Raw genomic sequence first — 18,617 nt, forward strand, 5'->3', positions numbered from 1 at the left:
GGTTTAGAGTCGCGATTTTTTCGCCTGACCCGGAAGCTTCTGACAATGGATTTGATCCGCGCCTTCTCCCGCCATTCACCCAAGCCCCTGGCCCTTGTGTTGAGCCTGTGGGCCGGTAATTCGCTGGCGGCCAGCCTGAGCGACAGCCTGATGCAATGCCAGCCGGCGTTCTTCAAGGACCTGTACCAGCAGCGCGCCGAACTCGGCCGGGTAGTGGCCCTCAAGCATGACGACCAGCAAGGCATCGCCTGGATTCCGGTACCCGACCGGCACGACAATGCGACCTCCACCGCCACCTTCTCCCGCCCGCTGCAAGACAAGGGCCTGAAGCTGACCGGCTACTACGACAGCGTGTTCGACCTGGGCAGCGAGGGCATCTACTACTTCTGGGGCCTGGAGATCGATGCCAGCCGGGAAGCGGTGATGGCCGCCATGCCCCAGGCCGGCTGGCAGGAGGCGGGCGAGTACTTCATCTCCCGGCCGCAGATCAAGCCCAGCGCCCAGGCGCCCTGGCAGGACAACCCGGCGGCGGTTTCCGAGATCGCCCCGGCCCCGGGTTCTGCGGAAAAGATCCTCATGCTCAGCGTGGAGGGCGGCAAGACCCGCATGCTCTGCTCGTTGCAAGGCAGCGTCGATGCCACGTTGTTGCGCCAGGAGCGGCCAGACATGGCCCAGGGAGCAGCGCAATGAAGCGCCTGTGGTGGCTGGGTGGCGTGCTCCTGCTGGCGGGCTGTGCCCATGACCAGGCCCGCGATGCTGGCGCGGCGCGTCCCGAGGCCATGTTCAAAGTGCTGGACACTCCGGAGTCGGCGACTTACTTCGCAGCCAACTCCCTGGCCCTGTACCAGAACAACCCGCATCTGCGGCAGTTCTACCTGATCAACAACTACAGCAAGCCCACCGCCCCGGGCGATTCCAAACCCCTGATCCACAGCTCGCGGGTGGTGCGGATCATCAACTGCGAGCGCGATGAATCGGCGCAACTGGGCCGGGTGTATTTCTCCGAACCCTTCGCCCAGGGCGTGGAGGTCATGCGCAAGGAGGCCCACGCGCAATGGGCGGCCTTTCCCCGGCAGTCGGTGATCGGCGAGCTGCGCAACATGGCCTGTGGCATCGATGCGGCACGCTTGGGCGCGCCGCCGTTCAAGGGCCCCCAGGGCGATTGAGGGCAGGGCGATGGCAGCAGGACCGATACGCGAGAACAACCGCAAGATCACGCTCACCGCAGACCAGGCGTTGCAAGCCCTGGCGCAGCTGGAGTTCATCGTGCTGTCGCTGCACCGCATGGGCAGCCACTACGTGGACAAGCCCGTGGCGGACTACCAGCGCGCGACCACCGACTTCATCGACAACGAGCGCGTCACCGGACGTCTGGCGCAGGTCCGCAGGATCCTCACCGAGCCCTTCGACCTGACCCTGGGCGAGGACGATATGGACGACATCGAGCGGCATCTGCAAGGTGTCAAGCCCTGGCGCCCGGACTAGGGCCGAGCCCCACCGACTTTTTCGCAGGATCAGGACATGTCCAGAATCAGTATCGCCTTGATGGCCCCCAGCACCGACCTGGCGCTGGTGAAATTTCTCCACCAGCGCCTGGGCATGTCGTTGCGCATCGCCCGCGAGCACTTGGGGCAGGGGCCCCAGGGAGTGTTCTACAGCGCCTGGCTGTTCCATAACGACCATGTGCAACGGGAACAGGAAGTGCGCGACATCCTGGCGTTCTTCGGCGCCGCCCAGTTGCCCTTGCGGGTGCTGGAGTGCATCTCGGACCCTAGCCAGGCCGGCCCCGTTGGCCTGGACGACGAGCAGATCGATGAGCAACTGCTACTCAACCTGCTGGAGGCCTGCGATGGCTGTTATGAATGATTGCGCTCGCCTGCGACTTGCGGTCTCTGTGTTGCGCGGCATGAATGATTAAGTTGATTGCCAGCTAATTATAAGTTGGCTATTCGCTTCTGCTTAAGTTGCGATTTTTACGAATTTTCATATTCGAGATTTCAGCATTGCGTCGAACTATCAGTGTCGGTGCTTTGATTTTATTTATTTTTTCTTGGATGTTTTCTGGTTAATGGCTATTTGATGTTTGCTGACTATATTCAGGCTGTGGTCAACGGTGCGTGCAGTTGCTGCACGTCATCCAAGAATAAAAAATGCAACTGTCAGCAGCCGGGTCAAACATGACCCAGGGAGTCAGTCATGGCGAGTCTGAAGTGGGCGGGTATCTGGATCCTGGGTATCAGTATCGCCGGTTGTTCCGGGCCCGGTACGGTTATGGAGCCCTATGAATCGGCGTTGGACGTCGAGAGCACCAATGCGCAAGGTTTTCATTCCAGCCTGTACTTTCCCTCCGGCACGGCCCTGCATTACCCGGGCTACGTAGTGGCCCTGGAAAAGAGCCCACAAGCGACGGTGGGTGGGCCCAAGCCCTATCCCCAGGTCAGTTTCGTCAAGAGTGGCCGGTACATCCAGGCCGAACAACCCAGCCGCTGGGGAACGTCCAGCCAGATCGAGCGCTTCCAGAACAGCGATCCCAAGGCGATGTTCGTGTCGCACATCATCAAGAACTCGGTAGCCAGGGACGATCGTGGCGGTAATGTTCCTTACTTTTCGAAAAGTCACTGCTTTGTATATAACGCTTATGCCGCCAAACCCATATCCTTGACGCGAAAAGACTACGACCTGGCCAAGGTCAGCGATTGGCACGCCTGCGAAATATCGACCAACCTCGATAAGGTAGATGCCAAGAAGTATCAACTTTATGATTATGGAAAGTACGCGCTGGTGTCATTGCAAGACAACTTGACCAAGGACCTGAAACAGGGCAGCTACACCCATATCCTGGTAATAGTGATGGGTTGGAACACCGCGCAACAGGAAGCCATTCGCAACTTCAACGACCTGACCGGCAACTTGATGGCGGCTTCGCTCGAAGCGGCCAGCGGCCAGCAGGAAAGTCCCATCGACCGCACCAAGGCGATCCAGCCACTGGCCAAGGACCGTCCTGCTGGCAGCTTCCGGCCCCTGGTGATCGGAGTGACCTGGCCTTCCTACTGGTCCAACTCGTTCGGCAACGTGTTCAGTTATTCCAACAAGGCCAACGATGCCGACGAAATCGGTTTGTCTTGGTTGAACAAGCTGCTCAACGAAACCATCCCGCTCAGTCTCCAAGCTTCCGGCAGCCACGCCCGGGTGGTGGCCCTCGGGCACAGCTTCGGTGCTCGCGCCATGACCCGGGCGGTGTTCAGTTCGCCGGCACTGGTGCCCTTGCAGGGTGGTTTTCCCGACCAGCCCATGGTGAGCAGCCCGGTGGACTTGGCGGTCGGTCTGCAGGGAGCCATGAGCATCAACCGGTTTGCGGCGCAGCTAGGCAGTGAAGGCGCCCCTTACCGTGACTTCGCACGGCTGGACAAGACCAAGATCGTCTTGACCGCCGCCACCGAAGACTCGGCCACCGGCGCGCCCTTCGTGGTCTGGACCGACCCGGCCGGTTCCATCGGCTCCTACCGCAAGGCTTGCGCTGCGCCGGGCTCGCTGTATCAGCCGATATTCGATTGCATGACCGCCTCCGATACTTCCGCCACTCCCGGTGGCCGGTTCGAGGCCTGCAAGTATGGCCAGGCGGGATGTGTCGACCCGTTCGACGGCGCCGGCCAGGGGCACAAGGTGGCCTATATCGATGCGTCGAACGGCATCACCCAGTTCAACTCGCCCGGATCGGGTGGCGGTGCCCACAGCGATATCTACCGCCTGCCCATGGGGCGCCTGTTGTGGAAGCTGGTGGAGCAGTACGCGCCTGCTCGGTGAGGTGGCAGCAACGAGGCGCTGGGGGAGGGCGAGTGTTCAGACCTTCAGCGCCTTGAGCAGCGTTGCGAAGGCTGTCGCGCTCAGATGGGCCTCGTTCTTCCAGGTCGTCATGATGGTGCTCAGGGTGAGGTCGTCGATGGCGGGCAATGGGTACCACTGGCCCTCCAGGTACAGCTGGATGTCTTGCCGGGGAATGTGCAGGTTGTTGGCATTGCAGATGATGTATCGACTCCCCTGATTGTCCTGGGTCTGGTCGAGATGGTTCTGCCGGGCAACTAGTGCGGGGGTGGTCCTCCTGTAGCGGGCCAGCAAGCATAACGTCATCCAGCCGCCTTGAATGGGTAGTAGGCCAGTGCTGGAGAAGGTGAACTCTTTATGCAGAGCATTGATTTTGGCCTGCCCGTCGTTGAACGAGGCGTAGTAATAGAAGGCATGCACCAGGGCGCCGCCTGCGGCGGCCTGTAGAAGAGGCGGATTCTTCCTCAAGTCTTGGGTGATCTCGCCATCTTTGTTACGACAGGTCACGCGAAACTCGGTGGTAAAAAAATCTCCCCACCCATTGGCGGCCTCGGTCCTGTAGTAGAAGTCGCCCGCTGGATCCTGAGCGCAGGTCTGCATGGTTGCCAGCAAATCCGTGAGCGTCGGTGGGGCGGGCTCGGGTATTGCTGCTGGCAGTGAGAGGGACGTTGCCGAGGCATCACGGCCAAACAGACGCTTGATCCATTCGATCATCGGGCATTCATCCTTGAAGAGCCGGGCTCGCCAGAGGAGCCCGGTGGGTGTACAGGCCATAGAGGCGGCGGTGGGATTAGCGCTGGCTCGACCAGTACTGGTGCAACTGGCGGGCGGCCGGCTCGATGCTCGCCACCTGCTGCTGGTGCCGGGCGATATCCAGGTCCGCGGGCAGCTCGAAGTTGTCCTGCTCGGCGCAGTCGATGATGGTCTGCAGCAAGGCGGTCTGCGGCGCCGGCATCTGCGGCCAGTTGCCCACCGCGACCCCGCGCAGGTAGCCGAAGCACCATTCCTCGGCCAGCAACAACGATTGGCCCTGGTGCTCGGTGGCTTCCAGGCGTGCCTTGAAGCCTGCGGCGTCGCTGTCCAGTTGCACCGCCAGGCTGTTGATGTGGCGCGCGCACAGGTCGATGAACTGCCGGCATTCCTGCGGGGTTTCCCAGGCCGGGTTCTCGCCGCCCCAGATCGCCGGGAACCATTCGGCGATATCGACTTGGGCCGGGCCCGACACCAGGGCGGTGAAGTAGCCGTCCAGCTCGCAGGGGTTGAGTACCGAATGGTCGTCGCCGTACTTGAGCAGGGTGTCTTCGAGCGTCTCGAAGTCGGCGGCGTTCAGGGGAGTGTTCTGCATGATGGGCATTCCAGGGAAAAACAGCGGCGATTCTCAAGCCTTGGCGTTGTGGCTGCAAGCACCGGGCGTTTCAGGCGTCGCGCAGCAGGTCCTGGGAGTCGAGCAGGCGGTAGGCGATTTCCGGACGGATCTCCATGGCCCGGCGAATTGCGGCGGGTATGTTCTGCCGGGTCTTGCGGCACAGTCCGGGATGCTCGACCAGGACGATGGCGATGCCGCGCATGCTGCGTACTTCATTGTCGCTGGGGGTGATTTCCAGGCGGATTCCCAGTTGCTGGTACATCCGGCGTTGCATGTGCTCCAGGTCGGCCAGGTCCTTGAGATTCTCCAGGCGCTGCACCAGGCGTTTTTCTTCCTGGCGCGTGAGATTGAGGATGCGCAGGTCGGCTCCGGGAGTGCCCAGCAACTGCTCGCGTTGGCAGACGCAGGCACCGGGCGGGCAGGGTTGGCGGATCGCGGGGCTTGGATTCATGGGGATCCATCATAGCGGCGGCGTTCCGGCTTTCGCAGCTAAATCTGCACCGGGCCGGCAACGGCTCGGCAGTCTTGGAAAAGGGGGGAGGGAACCCTCGCACCGCAGGGCTGCGGTGAGAGGGAGGTGGAACACAAGGAAGGGGTGTGGGCAGGACTATAGCGACGCCGAAAACGGCTCGTCATTAGTACAGATGGACTAGTTCGCGGACCGGTTCTGCCGATATGCCCAGTGCCAGGGCCGCTGTGCCCCGGGAAACCCCGACAGTCTTTCCGGCCTCGCCACGCTGGCGGGCCGGGCTTGATCGGGATCAAGGTCGCGGCGCATGGGACGTTTTAACGTGAAGCTCCTTTCCCCGGCACCGGGAGTTCCCATGGCCAAGCCCTTTCCCCTTTCCCCCAAGCATCCCGAGCGCATCTGCTGGGGCTGCGACCGTTACTGCGCCGCCAATGCCTTGTCTTGTGGCAACGGCTCGGATCGCACCATGCATCCTTCCGAAATGCTCGGTGAAGACTGGTACCTGCATGGCGACTGGGGTTTCGACATCCCGGCCAGCGCCGAGCCAGCCCCGCCGGAGCGCGATACCCACTGAACCGGGAAGGGCCGGAGACGGCGGGTCGAATATTTTTACCCGGGTATATTGATCGGGATTTTATTACCCGGGTATTATTTGGCTTCATCTTCATGAGACCGTTGCCATGTCCGACATCCTCACCAAACCTGTCACCGCCTTCCAGGCCCAGCGCTTGCTGGCCCGTGGCCCGTTGCTGGAAGTGGCCCTGGCGGTGCGCGATGCGTCCCGGGATCCGGCTTGCGCCAGCCTGCTGGTATTCGACGATGCTACGGGGCGGGTCATCGACCTCGACCTGCGGGGCAGCGAGGCCGAAGTGACGCAACGCCTGGCGCAGGCCCCTGCACCGGGTCGCGGGCGTTACCGGTCGGCCGCGGCTGCCGAGACCGAGGTGGAGGTTGCGGCCGATTCGCCCCGTGGCCGTGGGCGGCCCAAGCTGGGGGTGATCGCCCGCGAGGTGACCTTGCTGCCACGCCAGTGGGACTGGCTGGCCAGCCAGCCCGGTGGTGCCTCGGCGGTGCTGCGGCGGCTGGTGGACGAGGCCCGGCGCAATCCCGATGCGGCGCAGCAACGACGCATGGCGCAAGAGGCTGCCTATCAGTTCATGCTGGCGCTGGCCGGGGATTTGCCCGGCTACGAAGAAGCCACCCGCGCCTTGTTCGCCGGTGATCTCGAGGGCCTGGGCCAGCGACTGCAAGGTTGGCCCGAAGACATCCGCGAACATGCCCTGCGCCTGGCCACTGGGGCCCAGTTCGTCGGGGCAGGGCAGTGATGGCCCGGCCAGGCGCCGGCCTGCAGCGCGCATCGGTCAATGGCATCGAACTGGCCTGGGACAGTCATGGCGACGAGACCGCCGAAGCGATCCTGCTGATCGCCGGCCTGGGCACCCAGATGGTGCGCTGGACCTCGGACTTTTGCCGGGCCTTGGCTGCCCGTGGGTTCCGGGTGATTCGCTTCGACAATCGCGATGTTGGCGCTTCGACGCATCTGGTCGAGGCCGATGTGCCGGATCTTGCGGCACTGCTGGCCGGTCGGCCGCCGGCGCTGCCCTACAGCCTGCAAGACATGGCCGCCGATGCCCTGGGGCTGCTGGATCACCTGGGCATCGAGCGAGCCCATGTGGTGGGGCGTTCCATGGGCGGGGTGATCGCCCAGGTGCTGGCCTGCGAGTATCCGCAGCGGGTGCGTTCGTTGACTTCGATCATGGCCAGCAGCGGCAACCCGGCCTTGCCGCCGCCCGCGCCGCAGGTCATGGCTTTGCTGACGGCACCGGCGGCAGACCCGGCGCTCGACCTGGAGGGCCATGTTGCCCAGCGCCTGGCCCTGGCCCGCTGCATCGCCGGCAGTGTCCGGGCATTCGACGAAGCGGCCCAGCGCGAGCTGGTGCTGGAGGAACTGCGCCGAGGCTGGAACCCCGCAGGTTTCATGCGCCAGCTGGCGGCCCTGGCCTGTGCCGGGGATCGCCGGGCTCGGCTGGCCAGCATCCAGGCGCCGACCCTGGTGGTCCATGGCAGCGACGACCCGCTGGTGCCCGCGGCCTGTGGCGAGGACACCGCGCGTTCGATCCCCGGTGCCGAGTGGTTGCTGATTCCCGGCATGGGCCATGACCTGCTACCGGCCTGCCAACCCCAGGTGCTGGCGGCCATCGAGCGTACGGCGCGCCAGCGCTAGGAATGGCAGGTTGTGTGGCGCCCTGGCGCTCTGGTCCAAGCGTGCCATGTGCACGAGGATGAACATGGCCCGAGGTTGCCCCCGGACCATGGCCCTGCCTGGGGCGAGGGCAGTCATCTGATATTGATATAGGGGTCCCAGTCGCAGTAGCCCACGACGTTGTTGTCCTTGTCGACGATCATGAAGGCCCAGGTGTAGGTAATGCTGCCCTGGCGTATGGCGTCACCCTCCCAGTAGAAGTTCCTGACCGTCTGGGCGATGGGCTGCCCGGATGGATTTTTCTGGTTGATGATGGGCAGGGGAGTCTGGTCCAGCACCTGGGGCGCGACGTTCTGCACATAGGCCGGGTTCTGATTGGTTACCTGGGGATTGGATTGCGTGTACTTGTACAGCAGCACCGCATGTTCAAGCCCCTTGGACAGGCTGGTGGTGCGCCAGCGGATGTGGTCGCCCTCGCGGACGTTGACCACCAGTTCGTCGGTACCCTCGGAGGTCTGGTTGGTCATGTTGCGCCGGGCCACCATGTAGATGGCCTGGCTGGAGAGTCGTCCCGATTGGTTGGTGTAGTTGTAGAGGTGGGTCGGTTGCGTGGGGTCGGTCTTCTGGATATGGAACACCCCTGTGTCGAATTTCTGGCCTTCGCTGTTGAGTATGGTGTCCACATCGATGGTGACCATGATGTCTACGTCGCTCATTTCCAGCTCCCTGCTATCAGGTTGCGCGCCCGGGTTGTCCAGGCGCATGGGGAATCACCTTTCCGGGATGCGACCACCGAGCATCGGGTCTCTGGCCCGGTATGCCGACAGCGGGCTGGATGCACTTCCATGAAGTCGCGAGTGGAATCTAGATCGCCAGTACCCAGAGTCAAATCAGCGGGCGGGAAAAACGACGACGCTGGACGAGCGGTAGCTTTTAGAAAAAATCCTTAATATTCCTATTGAGGGGAGCAATGGGTAATATTTGGCGTCCCTCTCCGGAATCATGAACCATGTACAAAGCCTTCTATTCGGTCAATGAAGCCGCCGCGCGCCTGCAACTGCACCCCAAGACCGTGTTGCGTTTCATCCGCGAAGGGCGCCTGCCGGCGACCCGGGTCGGGCGCGCCTACCGTATCGCCCATGCGCGCCTGCAGGTTCTGGCCGGCGAATCGGAGCAGACACCGGCTCGGGCCGGGCAGGCCAAGGTCACCAGCGTGGTGGACATTGCCGGTGCCAGCATCGAGTTGCAGCAGTACCTGGCGCGTGGTCTGCAAGCAGCCCTGGCGGCTCAGGGGCAGGATGTGGTGCACCTGCAGACCCTGCTCGATCCCACGCAGGACCAGCTCAAGGTGGTGCTGGTGGCTCCCCCGGGCACCGCCGCCGCGCTGCTTGGCCTACTGGACCGACTACTGCAGAACTTCGCGCCGTGAGCGGGGTGTACAAGTCGCCAGCAGGCGCCGCTGCGATCCTGGCGCAGTACCGAGAGACCCTTGGGCTGTGGCCGGTGGCTCATTCCCAGGGTTGGATCGACACCGACCTTGGCGACACCTTCGTCATCCGCTCTGGCCCCGAAGACGCGCCGCCCGTGCTGCTGTTGCACGGTTCGCAGAGCAACAGCGCCAGCTGGATGCGCCAGGTCGAGTGTTGGGCGCGGGATTTTCGCCTCTACGCCGTGGACCTGCCGGGGGAAGCCGGTCTGAGCGCTGCTGTTCGCCCAGCCTTGGACAGCGACGCCCACGCCCGTTGGCTGGAGCAGGTGCTGGATGGATTGGGGCTGGCGCGGGCAAGCCTGGTCGGTGTGTCCCTGGGGGGCTGGGTGGCCCTGGATTTTGCCCTGCGCCGACCAGGGCGGGTCGCGGCCCTGGCTTTGCTCGGGCCTTCCGGAATCGGCCGGCAGAAAGCCTTTTTGTTGCGGGCCGCGCCCTGGCTGTTGCTAGGACGCTGGGGCCGGCGTCGGGTGCGGGATATGGTGTTGGGCCCGTTGCCCCGCCAGTTGCCGCCGGCGGAGCAGGCCCTGGTGCGGCTGATCGAGGTGATCGACCGGCATTTTCTGCCGCGCCTGGCGCGCATTCCACGTTTCAGCGATGCCCAGTTGCAAGGCCTGGCGATACCGTTGCTGGTGATACTCGGCGGGCGCGATGTGTTGCTGGACAGCCTCGACAGCCAGCGCCGCCTGCAACGTTGCGTGCCACGGGCGCAGGTCCGCCTGCTGGTCGACAAGCCGCACTATGTGGGCGACCAGAGCCTGCCAGTGCTGGCCTTTCTAAACGCCGCGCTGGAGGACTCCAATGGAGCGCTTTGAGCGGCGGACACTGGCCGGGCAAGAGGTGTTGCTGGCAGCCGAGGCAGGGCCGTTGCTGGATAGCGAAGCGGCGGCGCTGCAACTGATCGGTGCGGCCTGGGAGCTGGGCGGGCGTTGGATCGTCTGGCCCGTCGAGCGCTTGCCCCAGGCCTTCTTCGATCTGCAAAGCCGGCTGGCCGGCAGCTTGGTGCAGAAACTGCTGAACTACGGCCTGAGGTTCGCCGTGCTGGGCGATATCCAACCCTGGCTGGAGCGTAGTCGGGCGCTGCGCGACCTGGTGTATGAGACCGATCGTGGTGGCGATTGGTGCTTCGTCCACGATCTGGCGGCCCTGGAACGGCGTTTGCGGGGCGAGCCGGTCCAGCGCCACTAGCCATTGGCATCGTTGGCCAGTACGGCGCTGCCAACCAACATCACGCCGGGCAGGCGGTTTATCATGCGCTGTCGTCGACCCCGAGCCTGGGTCGGCGGCCTCTCTCTCGCCCAGCCCGGAGGCGCCCGCCGTGCCCGATTCCTCTGCCACGCCCATCCCCGAATTTCCCGTGTGCCACGCCCGTGGCGGCACCTCCACCGGGCTGATCCTGGCCCGGGAAGACTTGCCCGAGGACGAAGCCCTGGTGGAGGAACTGCTGCGCCACCTGATGGGCGTACCCCTGGCTGGCGAGTGGCCGGGCAATAATCAGATCACCGGCCTGGGCCGGGGTGGCCCCACCAGCAACAAGGTGTTCATCGTCGAACGCCACCCCGGCCAGACCCGGATGATCAGCACCCTGGCGCAGTTGGCGGCGGGCAAGAGCGCCATCGACTGGAGCGTCAACTGCGGCAACATGTCGGCGGCCCTGCCGTTGTACGCCTGGCAACGGGGCTGGCTGTCGCCGGAGGTCGATGACGGGCAGATCGAGATCTACAACAGCAACACCCAGACCACCCTGCGCGCACGCCTGGGCTTCCACGCCGGCCGCTTGCTCAGCGACACGCGGATCCCCGGGGTCAACGGCCAGTTCCCCGGGGTCGACCTGTTCCTCGATGACCCGGTAGGCGCCAAGACCGGGGCACTGTTTCCCACCGGGCAGCGGGTCGACCTGCTCCACGGCGTCCCGGCCACCTGCATCGATGTGGCGGTGCCCATGGTCATTGTGCGGGCCACGGACCTGGGCAAGAGCGGGCAGGAAACCCCGGCGCAGCTGGACGCCGACCCGCTGTTCAAGGAGCGCCTGCTGGGGCTGATGGTCGAGGGCGGCCTGCGCATGGGCCTGCGCCGGCGCGACGGTGGCTTGCTGACGGCCGAGGAACTGCGGCGCAGCGAAACCATTCCCAAGATCTGCATCGTCAGCCCGGCCCGCGACGGCGGTGATATCGCCACCCGCTACTTCACCCCGCAGAACGCCCATCCGTCCCTGGCGGTATCCGGCGGCTGTTGCCTGGCGGCGGCCTGCCTGGCCGAGGGCACCGTGGCCCAGCAACTGCTGGCCCAGCCCCGGCAATTGAACGCGACCCGAAGCGAGTATCCGCTGGCCATCGAAAACCCCGCGGGCATCCTCGAGACCCTGATCAGCGCCCGCGTGCATGGCGGCGAGCTCTTGATCGATGGCGCTGCCTACCGGCGCAGCGCACAGATCCTGCTGCAAGGCCGTACCCCGCTGTACAACGCCTCCCCGGAACTGCTCCAGGCGCTTCTGTAGTGGGTTACATGGTCAATCGCTGAAGGCCCTGCGGGCCTTGTCGCAGCTTCGCAGGCTCAGCAGCGGCTACAGGTTTGGTGTAGCCGCTGCCGCAGGCTGCGTACGGGCGCGTAGCGGCCGTCAGGATTCGGGCAGGAAGGGTGGCACTCGCTGTTGCAGCAGTTGGATCAGTTGCGGGTCCATGAACTCATAGTCATCGGGAATGTTCAGGCACACCACCTGTTGCTGGTGCAGGTGCTGCTTGAAGCGCTTGCGCAGTTTTTCCCGGTGCCGGGTTTCCATCACCAGGATCAGCCCGGCCCATTGCACCAGCTCCGGGCCCAGGGGCACCTGGGCATCGTGGTTGAGCCCGGCGGACGCGGTGACGATCCCCGGCCAATCGGCGAATACCTGTTCGGCGGTGGGGCTGCGCAGCTTGTTCTGGCTGCAGACGAACAACACATTGAGCATTCTGCCGGGTTCCCTGGCTGATGGTGCCGCCGTGATGGCGGGCGAGGGCCGAGAGTTTTCGCGGCTTCGGCCCGCTTGTCCAGCGCTGGTGCGCTCGGTCAGGCCGATTTGCCGGCAGGCTGCGGCCCCGGGCAAACTGTCGCGTCTTTCCAGCCGGGACCTGTCGCTTCCATGTCCGCATCCATGTTCACCTCCCCGCACCTGGGCCTGGCCCTGCGCCGCTGGCGCCTGCTGCACCGGGTCAAGCAACAGCACGCCGCCGAGCTGTTCGGGGTGGCGCAGTCGAGCATTTCCCGCTGGGAAAACGGCCAGCAAGCCATGGAACCCAGCGAGCGCGCCAAGCTCGAGCAACTGCTGGCGGCCAACCTCAGCGCCGCCGCCGACCAGGCCCTGGCCCGGTTGGTGAACGACAGCCCGCGCGCGGTGCACCTGGTCTGCGACCTGACCCACCGCCTGCTGGCCTGCTCGCCGACCCGTGCCGGGGAGTTCGGCGTGCCCTTGAGCGAGTTGCTGGGGCAATCCTTGTGGGGCTTCTGCACCGAGGAAATCGTGCGCAAGGAGAGGGCCCTCGACGACCTCGGCTGGCGTGAAGTGCTGGCGCCCCCGGCGCTGGAGTTCTTCAGTGGCCACAACGATTCGGCCATCGTGCCCATTGCCGCCAGCCAGTGCCGCTGGACCCGCCTGAACCTGTCCGACGGCAACGCGGTGCGGCTGGTGGAAACCCTCTGACTCCAGCCTGCTCCGGTGCCACGGATATTTTATCCGTGGTCGGTTACACACATCGTGGTTAGGCTGGGCTGTCATTTCATCCAGGTTTAGCCATGAACGATCAACTCCTCGGCGGTCGCCTCGAATTCCTGCGCCAGGCGGAGCGCCTCAAGGACGTACTGCGCAGTGCCCACACCTCCAGCGGTCGCCAGGAAAGCACCGCCGAGCACAGCTGGCGCCTGTGCCTGATGGCCTTGCTGCTGGAAGACCAGCTGGGCGAGCTGGACCTTTTGCAAGTGCTCAAGCTGTGCATCGTCCATGACCTGGGCGAAGCCATCCATGGTGACATCCCGGCGGTACAGCAGGCGGCCTACCCGGACAAGGGCCAGCAGGAGCGTGAAGACCTGCAGACCCTCGCCAGTTGCCTCGATGCCCCGGCCCGCCAGCGCCTGCTGGCCTTGTGGGACGAATACGAGAATGCCAGTTCGGCCGAGGCCCGGGCGGTCAAGGCCCTGGACAAGCTGGAGACCCTGGTGCAGCACAATCAGGGGCGCAACCCAGCGGATTTCGATTACCGCTTCAACCTCGACTACGGCCGCCGCTACACTAGCGCCACGCCGCTGTTCCGAGCCTTGCGCGAGCAGATCGACCACGACACGCGGCGCCACATCGACGCGGCCGGCTGAGCGCCGGTCCCTTGCAGAGAGTATCCGCAGCCCATGAACCCGATCCTGCGCGCTGAACGTCCCGGCGATATCCCGGCCATCGAACAGCTGACCCGCGAAGCCTTTCGCGATGCGCCTCATTCCAGCCATACCGAGCAGTACATCGTCAACGCCCTGCGCAGTGCCGGCGCGCTGACCCTGTCCCTGGTGGCCGAGGAGGGCGATGCACTGCTCGGCCATGGATCGATCTCCCCGGTGGTCTTCAGCGGTGGCGAGCCCGGCTGGTTTGGCCTGGCGCCGGTCTCGGTAGTGCCGGAGCGTCAGGGCCAGGGGATCGGCTCACGCTTGATCCGCCAGTTGCTGGCGCAGTTGCAGGAGCAGGGCGCCGCCGGCTGTGTGGTGCTGGGCGACCCGGCCTACTACGCGCGTTTCGGCTTCAAGGCCGGGCAAGGACCGGTATTGCCCGGGGTGCCCCCTGAGTACTTCCAGGCGCTGGCGTTCCGGGGCCGCTGCCCGGAGGGCGAAGTGCGCTTTCATCCGGGTTTCGAGGCCCAGGGCTAGGGGCGCGGGGTTCAGAACAGCTCCTGCAAGGTGCGCTCCACGGCCGGGTTCGAGGCGGGCGCGGTACTCTCCAGCGCCGGTGCGTTCTCGCTCTTGAACAGCTCCATGGCCGTGTGCGCGGCGTCCGCGGGCGCCGCCGTGCCATCTTCCAGGTGGATGCGCCGGGTGACGATGCCCGGCGGTTCGGGCTGCGAGTAGGGGGCCTTGCCCGCCAGGGCCTGACCCATGTAGTCCATCCAGATCGGCAGGGCGATGGTCACCCCCCATTCCCGGCGGCCCAGGCTTTGCGGCTGGTCGAAACCGGCCCAGACGCTGGTCACGTAGTCGCCGTTGTAGCCGGTGAACCAGGAGTCCTTGGCGTCGTTGGTGGTGCCGGTCTTGCCGGCGATGTCCGGTCGCCCCATGGCGGCGGCAGCGCGCCCGGTGCCGCGCTTGATCACGTCCTGGAGCATGCTGGTCAGCAGGTAGGTGGTACGGCCGTCCACCACCTGTTCGGCCACGGCGGCTGGTGCCGGATTGCGCAGGCTGGGGGCGCAGCTCGGGTTGGCGGCGAAGAGCAGCTGGCCATTGCGGTCCTCGATGCGCTCGATGAGGTAGGGCGTGACCCGGTAGCCGCCGTTGGCGAACACGCTCCAGGCCGCGACCACCTCCATGGGCGTCACCGAGGCCGTGCCCAGGGCCAGGGACAGGTTGCGCGGCAGATCGTCGGCGGCGAACCCGAAGCGCCGGATGTAGTCGAGGGTCGGGTCGATGCCCATGGCCTGCACCAGGCGGATCGCGATCATGTTCCGCGAGCGATACAGCGCCTCGCGCAAGCGGATCGGGCCGAGGAAGGTGCGGTTCTCGTTGCGTGGGCGCCAGGCCGGGCCGGCGTAGTCGCTGTCCAGCACTATGGGCGCGTCGTTGACGATGCTCGCCGGGGTAAAACCGTTGTCCAGCGCTGCGGCGTAGATGAAGGGCTTGAAGCTCGAACCCGGCTGGCGCTTGGCTTGCAGCACCCGGTTGAAGTGGCTCTGCTGGAAGTCGAAGCCGCCCACCAGCGCGCGGATCGCGCCATCTTCCGCTGCCACCGACACCAGCGCACCCTGGGCCTTTGGCACCTGGCTGAAGGCCAGTGGCTGTGCATCTTGTTGTTCGACGCGGATCACATCGCCCACCTTGATCAGGTCGGCCGGTCGCGCCGGGGCGCGGCCCAGTGCGTTGTGGCTGATGAAGGGCCGGGCCCAGGCCATGGTCGACCAGGGCACGGCGTGTTCCCGGCCACTGCCATCGATGATCACCAGGCTCTGGTCCAGGACCTGGGTCACCGCCACCGCCTTCAGGCCGCCCAGGGTCGGGTAGGCCTGCAGCGCTTGTGGCCAGTCCGGCCGCGGCGTGCCACGCAGCTGGGCTTCGGGGCCGCGATAACCGTGGCGCCGGTCATACACCTTCAAGCCCTTTTGCAGCGCGCTGTTGGCCGCCGCCTGCAATGGCGCGGTGACCGTCGTCACCACCTGCAGCCCACGGGTGTAGGCCTGTTCGCCGAAACGCTCGACCATCTGCGCCCGGGCCATCTCCGCCACGTAGGGCGCGTCCACCTCGGGTTCCGGTGCGTGGTAGCGGGCCGTGAGCGGCTCGGCCAGGGCTGCCTGGTAGCGCGCGGCATCGATGCTGCCCAGCTCGTGCATGCGCCCCAGGATCCAGTCCCGGCGCTGCTTGGCCCGGGTCGGGTTGTTGATCGGGTTGAAGCGCGACGGCGCCTTGGGCAGGCCGGCGATCATCGCCGTCTGGGCCAGGGTCAGTTGCGCCACCGGCTTGCCGTAGTAGACCTGCGCGGCAGCGGCGATGCCGTAGGCGCGCTTGCCCAGGTAGATCTTGTTGACGTACAGGTTGAAGATCTCGTCCTTGGACAGGCTGCGTTCGATCTGCAAGGCCAGCAGGATCTCGGTCAGCTTGCGCGAGAAGGTCCGCTCCTGGCTGAGGAAGAAGTTCTTCGCCACCTGCATGGTGATGGTGCTGCCCCCGGAGCGCACATGCCCGCTCCTGGCCAGCTCCAGGGCCGCGCGTAGCAGCCCCGAGGGATCGACGCCGGAGTGCTGGCGGAAGTTGCCATCCTCGGCGGCCATGAAGGCCGCGAGGAAGTCATCGGGGATATCGGCGTTGGCGAGGGGAATCCGGCGGATCTCGCCGAATTCGGCGATCAGCTTGCCCTCGTGGCTGAGGATCTGCAGCGGCTCTTGCAACTGCACGTCCTTGAGCGTCGCTACATCGGGCAGTTGCGGTTGCAGGTACAGGTAGGTGCCGCTGGCGCCGAGCACCAGCAGGCTGGCGATGGCCAGGGCACACCAGCCCAGGTTCTTCAGTAGTCGCATCAAAGGTTCCTCGACTGCGGTTGGCGATGGGCCCGGCATGGGCCTCAAAGGGTTGCGCTGGCGGTGCGCCGTGGTTCGCCGAGCGCCGCCTGCTCCCCGGCGGCCGGCACGGCGTACTCGGCCTTGAGCCGGCCGCTGTCATCCAAGAGCCAGGCGTCCATCACCTGGCGCACCACCGGACCTGCCACCCGGGCGCCGGCCTCGCCGTTCTCGATCATCACGGCGACCACGATGGCCGGGCGCTGGGCCGGGGCGAAGCCGACGAACAAGGCGTTGTCGCGGTGGCGTTCATGGGTCTTGGCGCGGTTGTAGCGTTCGCCCTGCTTGATCGCCACCACCTGGGCGGTGCCGCTCTTGCCGGCGATCCGGTACTGCGCGCCACGGGCCGCCCGGCGCCCGACCCCGCGCGGGTGATGCATGACCATCTGCATGCCCTGGATCACCCGGTCCCAGGTCTGCGGGTCCTTGAGGCGGATGTCCGGCAGCGGCTGTGGGTCGACCAGGGCCTGGCCGCCGACCGACAGCGCCAGGTGCGGCCGGTGCCAGATACCTCGACTGGCGATCAGGCTGGTGGCCTGGGCCAGTTGCAGGGGGGTGACCTGCATGTAGCCCTGGCCGATTCCCAGGATCAGGGTCTCCCCGGGGTACCAGTCCTGGCGGCGGGTCGCGCGTTTCCACTCCGGGGATGGCATCAGCCCGGGCGACTCCTCGAACATGTCGATGGACACCCGCTGCCCCAGGCCGAACTCGCTGAGGTAGTCGTGCAGCCGGCGGATGCCCAGCTTGTGCGCCAGGTCGTAGAAGTAGGTGTCATTGGACCGCATGATCGCGTCGTACATGTCCACCCAGCCATCGCCGCCGCGATTCCAGTTGCGGTACTTGTGCCGGTAGTTGGGCAGTTCGTAGTAGCCGCGATCGAACACCCGCTGGCTCGGGGTGGTCACGCCGCTGTCGAGCCCGGCGACCACCACCATGGGCTTGATGGTCGAGCCGGGCGGGTAGAGCCCGCGCAGCACTCGGTTGAACAGCGGCATGTCGGCGGAGTCGCGCAGGGCGGCATAGGCCCCGGCACCGATGCCCTTGACGAAGGGGTTGGGGTCGAAGCTCGGGCGGCTGACCATGGCCAGCACCTGGCCGGTGTCCGGGTCCAGGGCCACCACCGCGCCCCGACGCTCGCCAAGGGCCGCTTCGGCGGCGCCCTGCAAGCGCACGTCCAGGCTCAGCACGACGTCCTGGCCGGGCACCGGCGGCTGGCGACGCAGTACCCGCATGACCCGACCCTGGGCGTTGGTCTCCACCTCTTCGTAGCCCATGCGGCCATGCAGCGCCTCTTCATAGAAACGCTCGATGCCGGTCTTGCCGATCAACTGGCTGCGCAGGTACTTGGCCGGGTCGAGACGCGAGTATTCCTGTTCGTTGATCCGCCCGACATAACCCACCGAGTGGGCGAAATGTTCCCCCAAGGGATAGACCCGCGAGAACTGCGCCTGGACGTCCAGGCCCGGCAGGTGGAACTGGTTCACCGCGATCAGGGCGATCTGCCGCTCGTTCAGGTCCGGCAGCAGCATCAGCGGCTCGAAGGCCCGCCCACGGCGTTGCAGCAACTTGGCGATCCGCGCCTGTTGCCCGGCGTCCAGGTCGAGGATCCGGCTCAGCCGGGCGATCACCGTCGCCACGTCGCCGGCCCGCTCGCGGGTGAGGAACAGGTTGAAGGTCGGCACGTTGCCCGCCAGCAGCACCTTGTTGCGGTCATACACCAGGCCCCGGGGCGGCGGGATCGGGCGCAGGTGGATGCGGTTCTTCTCGGACACCGCCACCTGGTAGTCGTGTTGCGTCACCTGCAGGACATACAGCCGGCCCACCAGCGCGCAGGTCAGGACGATCACCAGCACGGCGCTGGCGATGATGCGGCGGTTGACGATCCGCTGGTTGCCGGCCTGATCGTGGAAGGGGGTGTGCTCTGGCATCGAAGACTCTTGGGGCTGGGCAGTGACCGGCCAGGTGGATGGCCGGCCAGCATGGGGAACATTGGCGGTGGT

22 protein-coding genes are annotated in these 18,617 nt (G+C 65.6%); 15 read left to right on the forward strand and 7 right to left on the reverse strand.

Annotated features, from left to right (window positions below):
- The first annotated feature begins 45 nt into the window (after nt 1–45).
- The 5 genes from GDH07_RS11230 to GDH07_RS11250 all read left to right on the forward strand — a co-directional run bounded on the left by GDH07_RS11230 (nt 46) and on the right by GDH07_RS11250 (nt 3,804).
- On the forward strand, nt 46–690 hold the full coding sequence (locus GDH07_RS11230) for a hypothetical protein (RefSeq protein WP_152897569.1): 645 nt from the start codon (nt 46–48) through the stop codon (nt 688–690).
- Nucleotides 687–1,166 (forward strand): surface-adhesin E family protein, encoded by a 480-nt coding sequence (locus GDH07_RS11235; protein WP_152897570.1) that lies wholly within the window; start codon nt 687–689, stop codon nt 1,164–1,166. The genes GDH07_RS11230 and GDH07_RS11235 overlap by 4 nt, the downstream gene beginning before the upstream one ends.
- A gap of 10 nt (nt 1,167–1,176) precedes the next feature.
- A complete protein-coding gene (locus GDH07_RS11240) occupies nt 1,177–1,485 on the forward strand; it encodes a hypothetical protein (RefSeq protein WP_022644035.1) in 309 nt (102 codons plus the stop codon).
- A 36-nt stretch (nt 1,486–1,521) separates the two neighbouring features.
- Nucleotides 1,522–1,866: a hypothetical protein gene (locus GDH07_RS11245; RefSeq protein WP_152897571.1), complete on the forward strand. Its 345-nt coding sequence runs from the start codon at nt 1,522–1,524 to the stop codon at nt 1,864–1,866.
- Nucleotides 1,867–2,196: 330 nt separating this feature from the next.
- Nucleotides 2,197–3,804 carry an alpha/beta hydrolase gene (locus GDH07_RS11250; RefSeq protein WP_152897572.1) on the forward strand — a complete coding sequence of 536 codons (1,608 nt, stop codon included), beginning with the start codon at nt 2,197–2,199 and terminating at the stop codon, nt 3,802–3,804.
- Between the two features lie 36 nt (nt 3,805–3,840).
- Here the strand turns inward: GDH07_RS11250 and GDH07_RS11255 are convergent, their stop codons facing one another.
- From GDH07_RS11255 to GDH07_RS11265, 3 genes are all read right to left on the reverse strand, one after another.
- Nucleotides 3,841–4,536, reverse strand: a complete 696-nt coding sequence (locus GDH07_RS11255) for a hypothetical protein (RefSeq protein ID WP_152897573.1) — start codon at nt 4,534–4,536, stop codon at nt 3,841–3,843.
- 76 nt (nt 4,537–4,612) lie between these two features.
- Nucleotides 4,613–5,167, reverse strand: a complete 555-nt coding sequence (locus GDH07_RS11260) for a UPF0149 family protein (protein ID WP_152897574.1) — start codon at nt 5,165–5,167, stop codon at nt 4,613–4,615.
- 70 nt (nt 5,168–5,237) lie between these two features.
- The gene (locus GDH07_RS11265; RefSeq protein WP_152897575.1) at nt 5,238–5,639 is read right to left on the reverse strand and encodes a hypothetical protein; all 402 of its coding nucleotides are present in this window, start codon (nt 5,637–5,639) and stop codon (nt 5,238–5,240) included.
- A 373-nt stretch (nt 5,640–6,012) separates the two neighbouring features.
- Here GDH07_RS11265 and GDH07_RS11270 point away from each other — a divergent pair, with 373 nt between their 5' ends.
- From GDH07_RS11270 to GDH07_RS11280, 3 genes are all read left to right on the forward strand, one after another.
- Nucleotides 6,013–6,231, forward strand: a complete 219-nt coding sequence (locus GDH07_RS11270) for a DUF3079 domain-containing protein (protein ID WP_022644042.1) — start codon at nt 6,013–6,015, stop codon at nt 6,229–6,231.
- A gap of 106 nt (nt 6,232–6,337) precedes the next feature.
- Entirely contained in the window at nt 6,338–6,982 is a 645-nt protein-coding gene (locus tag GDH07_RS11275; RefSeq protein WP_152897576.1) for a DUF2239 family protein, read from the forward strand.
- Complete coding sequence (locus tag GDH07_RS11280; protein WP_152897577.1) at nt 6,982–7,881, forward strand: alpha/beta fold hydrolase; 900 nt, start codon at nt 6,982–6,984, stop codon at nt 7,879–7,881. The genes GDH07_RS11275 and GDH07_RS11280 overlap by 1 nt, the downstream gene beginning before the upstream one ends.
- A 113-nt stretch (nt 7,882–7,994) precedes the next feature.
- Here the strand turns inward: GDH07_RS11280 and GDH07_RS11285 are convergent, their stop codons facing one another.
- Entirely contained in the window at nt 7,995–8,576 is a 582-nt protein-coding gene (locus GDH07_RS11285) for an AidA/PixA family protein (RefSeq protein ID WP_246195942.1), read from the reverse strand.
- A 293-nt stretch (nt 8,577–8,869) separates the two neighbouring features.
- Here GDH07_RS11285 and GDH07_RS11290 point away from each other — a divergent pair, with 293 nt between their 5' ends.
- The 4 genes from GDH07_RS11290 to GDH07_RS11305 all read left to right on the forward strand — a co-directional run bounded on the left by GDH07_RS11290 (nt 8,870) and on the right by GDH07_RS11305 (nt 11,843).
- A complete protein-coding gene (locus GDH07_RS11290) occupies nt 8,870–9,289 on the forward strand; it encodes a helix-turn-helix domain-containing protein (RefSeq protein ID WP_152897578.1) in 420 nt (139 codons plus the stop codon).
- Nucleotides 9,286–10,161, forward strand: a complete 876-nt coding sequence (locus tag GDH07_RS11295; protein ID WP_152897579.1) for an alpha/beta fold hydrolase — start codon at nt 9,286–9,288, stop codon at nt 10,159–10,161. The genes GDH07_RS11290 and GDH07_RS11295 overlap by 4 nt, the downstream gene beginning before the upstream one ends.
- On the forward strand, nt 10,148–10,534 hold the full coding sequence (locus tag GDH07_RS11300) for a DUF4180 domain-containing protein (RefSeq protein WP_152897580.1): 387 nt from the start codon (nt 10,148–10,150) through the stop codon (nt 10,532–10,534). Before GDH07_RS11295 ends, GDH07_RS11300 begins: the two co-directional genes overlap by 14 nt.
- A 130-nt stretch (nt 10,535–10,664) precedes the next feature.
- Nucleotides 10,665–11,843 carry a PrpF domain-containing protein gene (locus tag GDH07_RS11305; RefSeq protein WP_343038215.1) on the forward strand — a complete coding sequence of 393 codons (1,179 nt, stop codon included), beginning with the start codon at nt 10,665–10,667 and terminating at the stop codon, nt 11,841–11,843.
- A 120-nt stretch (nt 11,844–11,963) separates the two neighbouring features.
- Here GDH07_RS11305 and GDH07_RS11310 read toward each other — a convergent pair whose 3' ends face one another.
- Nucleotides 11,964–12,293: a low molecular weight protein tyrosine phosphatase family protein gene (locus GDH07_RS11310; protein WP_103324295.1), complete on the reverse strand. Its 330-nt coding sequence runs from the start codon at nt 12,291–12,293 to the stop codon at nt 11,964–11,966.
- A 171-nt stretch (nt 12,294–12,464) separates the two neighbouring features.
- Here GDH07_RS11310 and GDH07_RS11315 point away from each other — a divergent pair, with 171 nt between their 5' ends.
- The 3 genes from GDH07_RS11315 to GDH07_RS11325 all read left to right on the forward strand — a co-directional run bounded on the left by GDH07_RS11315 (nt 12,465) and on the right by GDH07_RS11325 (nt 14,227).
- Nucleotides 12,465–13,022: a helix-turn-helix domain-containing protein gene (locus GDH07_RS11315; protein ID WP_246195943.1), complete on the forward strand. Its 558-nt coding sequence runs from the start codon at nt 12,465–12,467 to the stop codon at nt 13,020–13,022.
- Between the two features lie 92 nt (nt 13,023–13,114).
- Nucleotides 13,115–13,687, forward strand: coding sequence for an HD domain-containing protein (locus tag GDH07_RS11320; protein ID WP_152897581.1), 573 nt, complete (start codon nt 13,115–13,117; stop codon nt 13,685–13,687).
- Between the two features lie 33 nt (nt 13,688–13,720).
- Nucleotides 13,721–14,227 carry a GNAT family N-acetyltransferase gene (locus tag GDH07_RS11325; protein ID WP_152897582.1) on the forward strand — a complete coding sequence of 169 codons (507 nt, stop codon included), beginning with the start codon at nt 13,721–13,723 and terminating at the stop codon, nt 14,225–14,227.
- 11 nt (nt 14,228–14,238) lie between these two features.
- On the opposite strand, the gene GDH07_RS11330 is transcribed toward GDH07_RS11325, so the two are convergent.
- Both GDH07_RS11330 and mrdA read right to left on the reverse strand, forming a co-directional pair.
- On the reverse strand, nt 14,239–16,581 hold the full coding sequence (locus GDH07_RS11330) for a penicillin-binding protein 1A (protein WP_152897583.1): 2,343 nt from the start codon (nt 16,579–16,581) through the stop codon (nt 14,239–14,241).
- Between the two features lie 41 nt (nt 16,582–16,622).
- Complete coding sequence (gene mrdA / locus GDH07_RS11335) at nt 16,623–18,545, reverse strand: penicillin-binding protein 2 (RefSeq protein WP_152897584.1); 1,923 nt, start codon at nt 18,543–18,545, stop codon at nt 16,623–16,625.
- Nucleotides 18,546–18,617 lie beyond the last annotated feature (72 nt).

The sequence above is a fragment of the Pseudomonas piscis genome, from assembly GCF_009380155.1.
GTDB lineage: Bacteria > Pseudomonadota > Gammaproteobacteria > Pseudomonadales > Pseudomonadaceae > Aquipseudomonas > Aquipseudomonas piscis.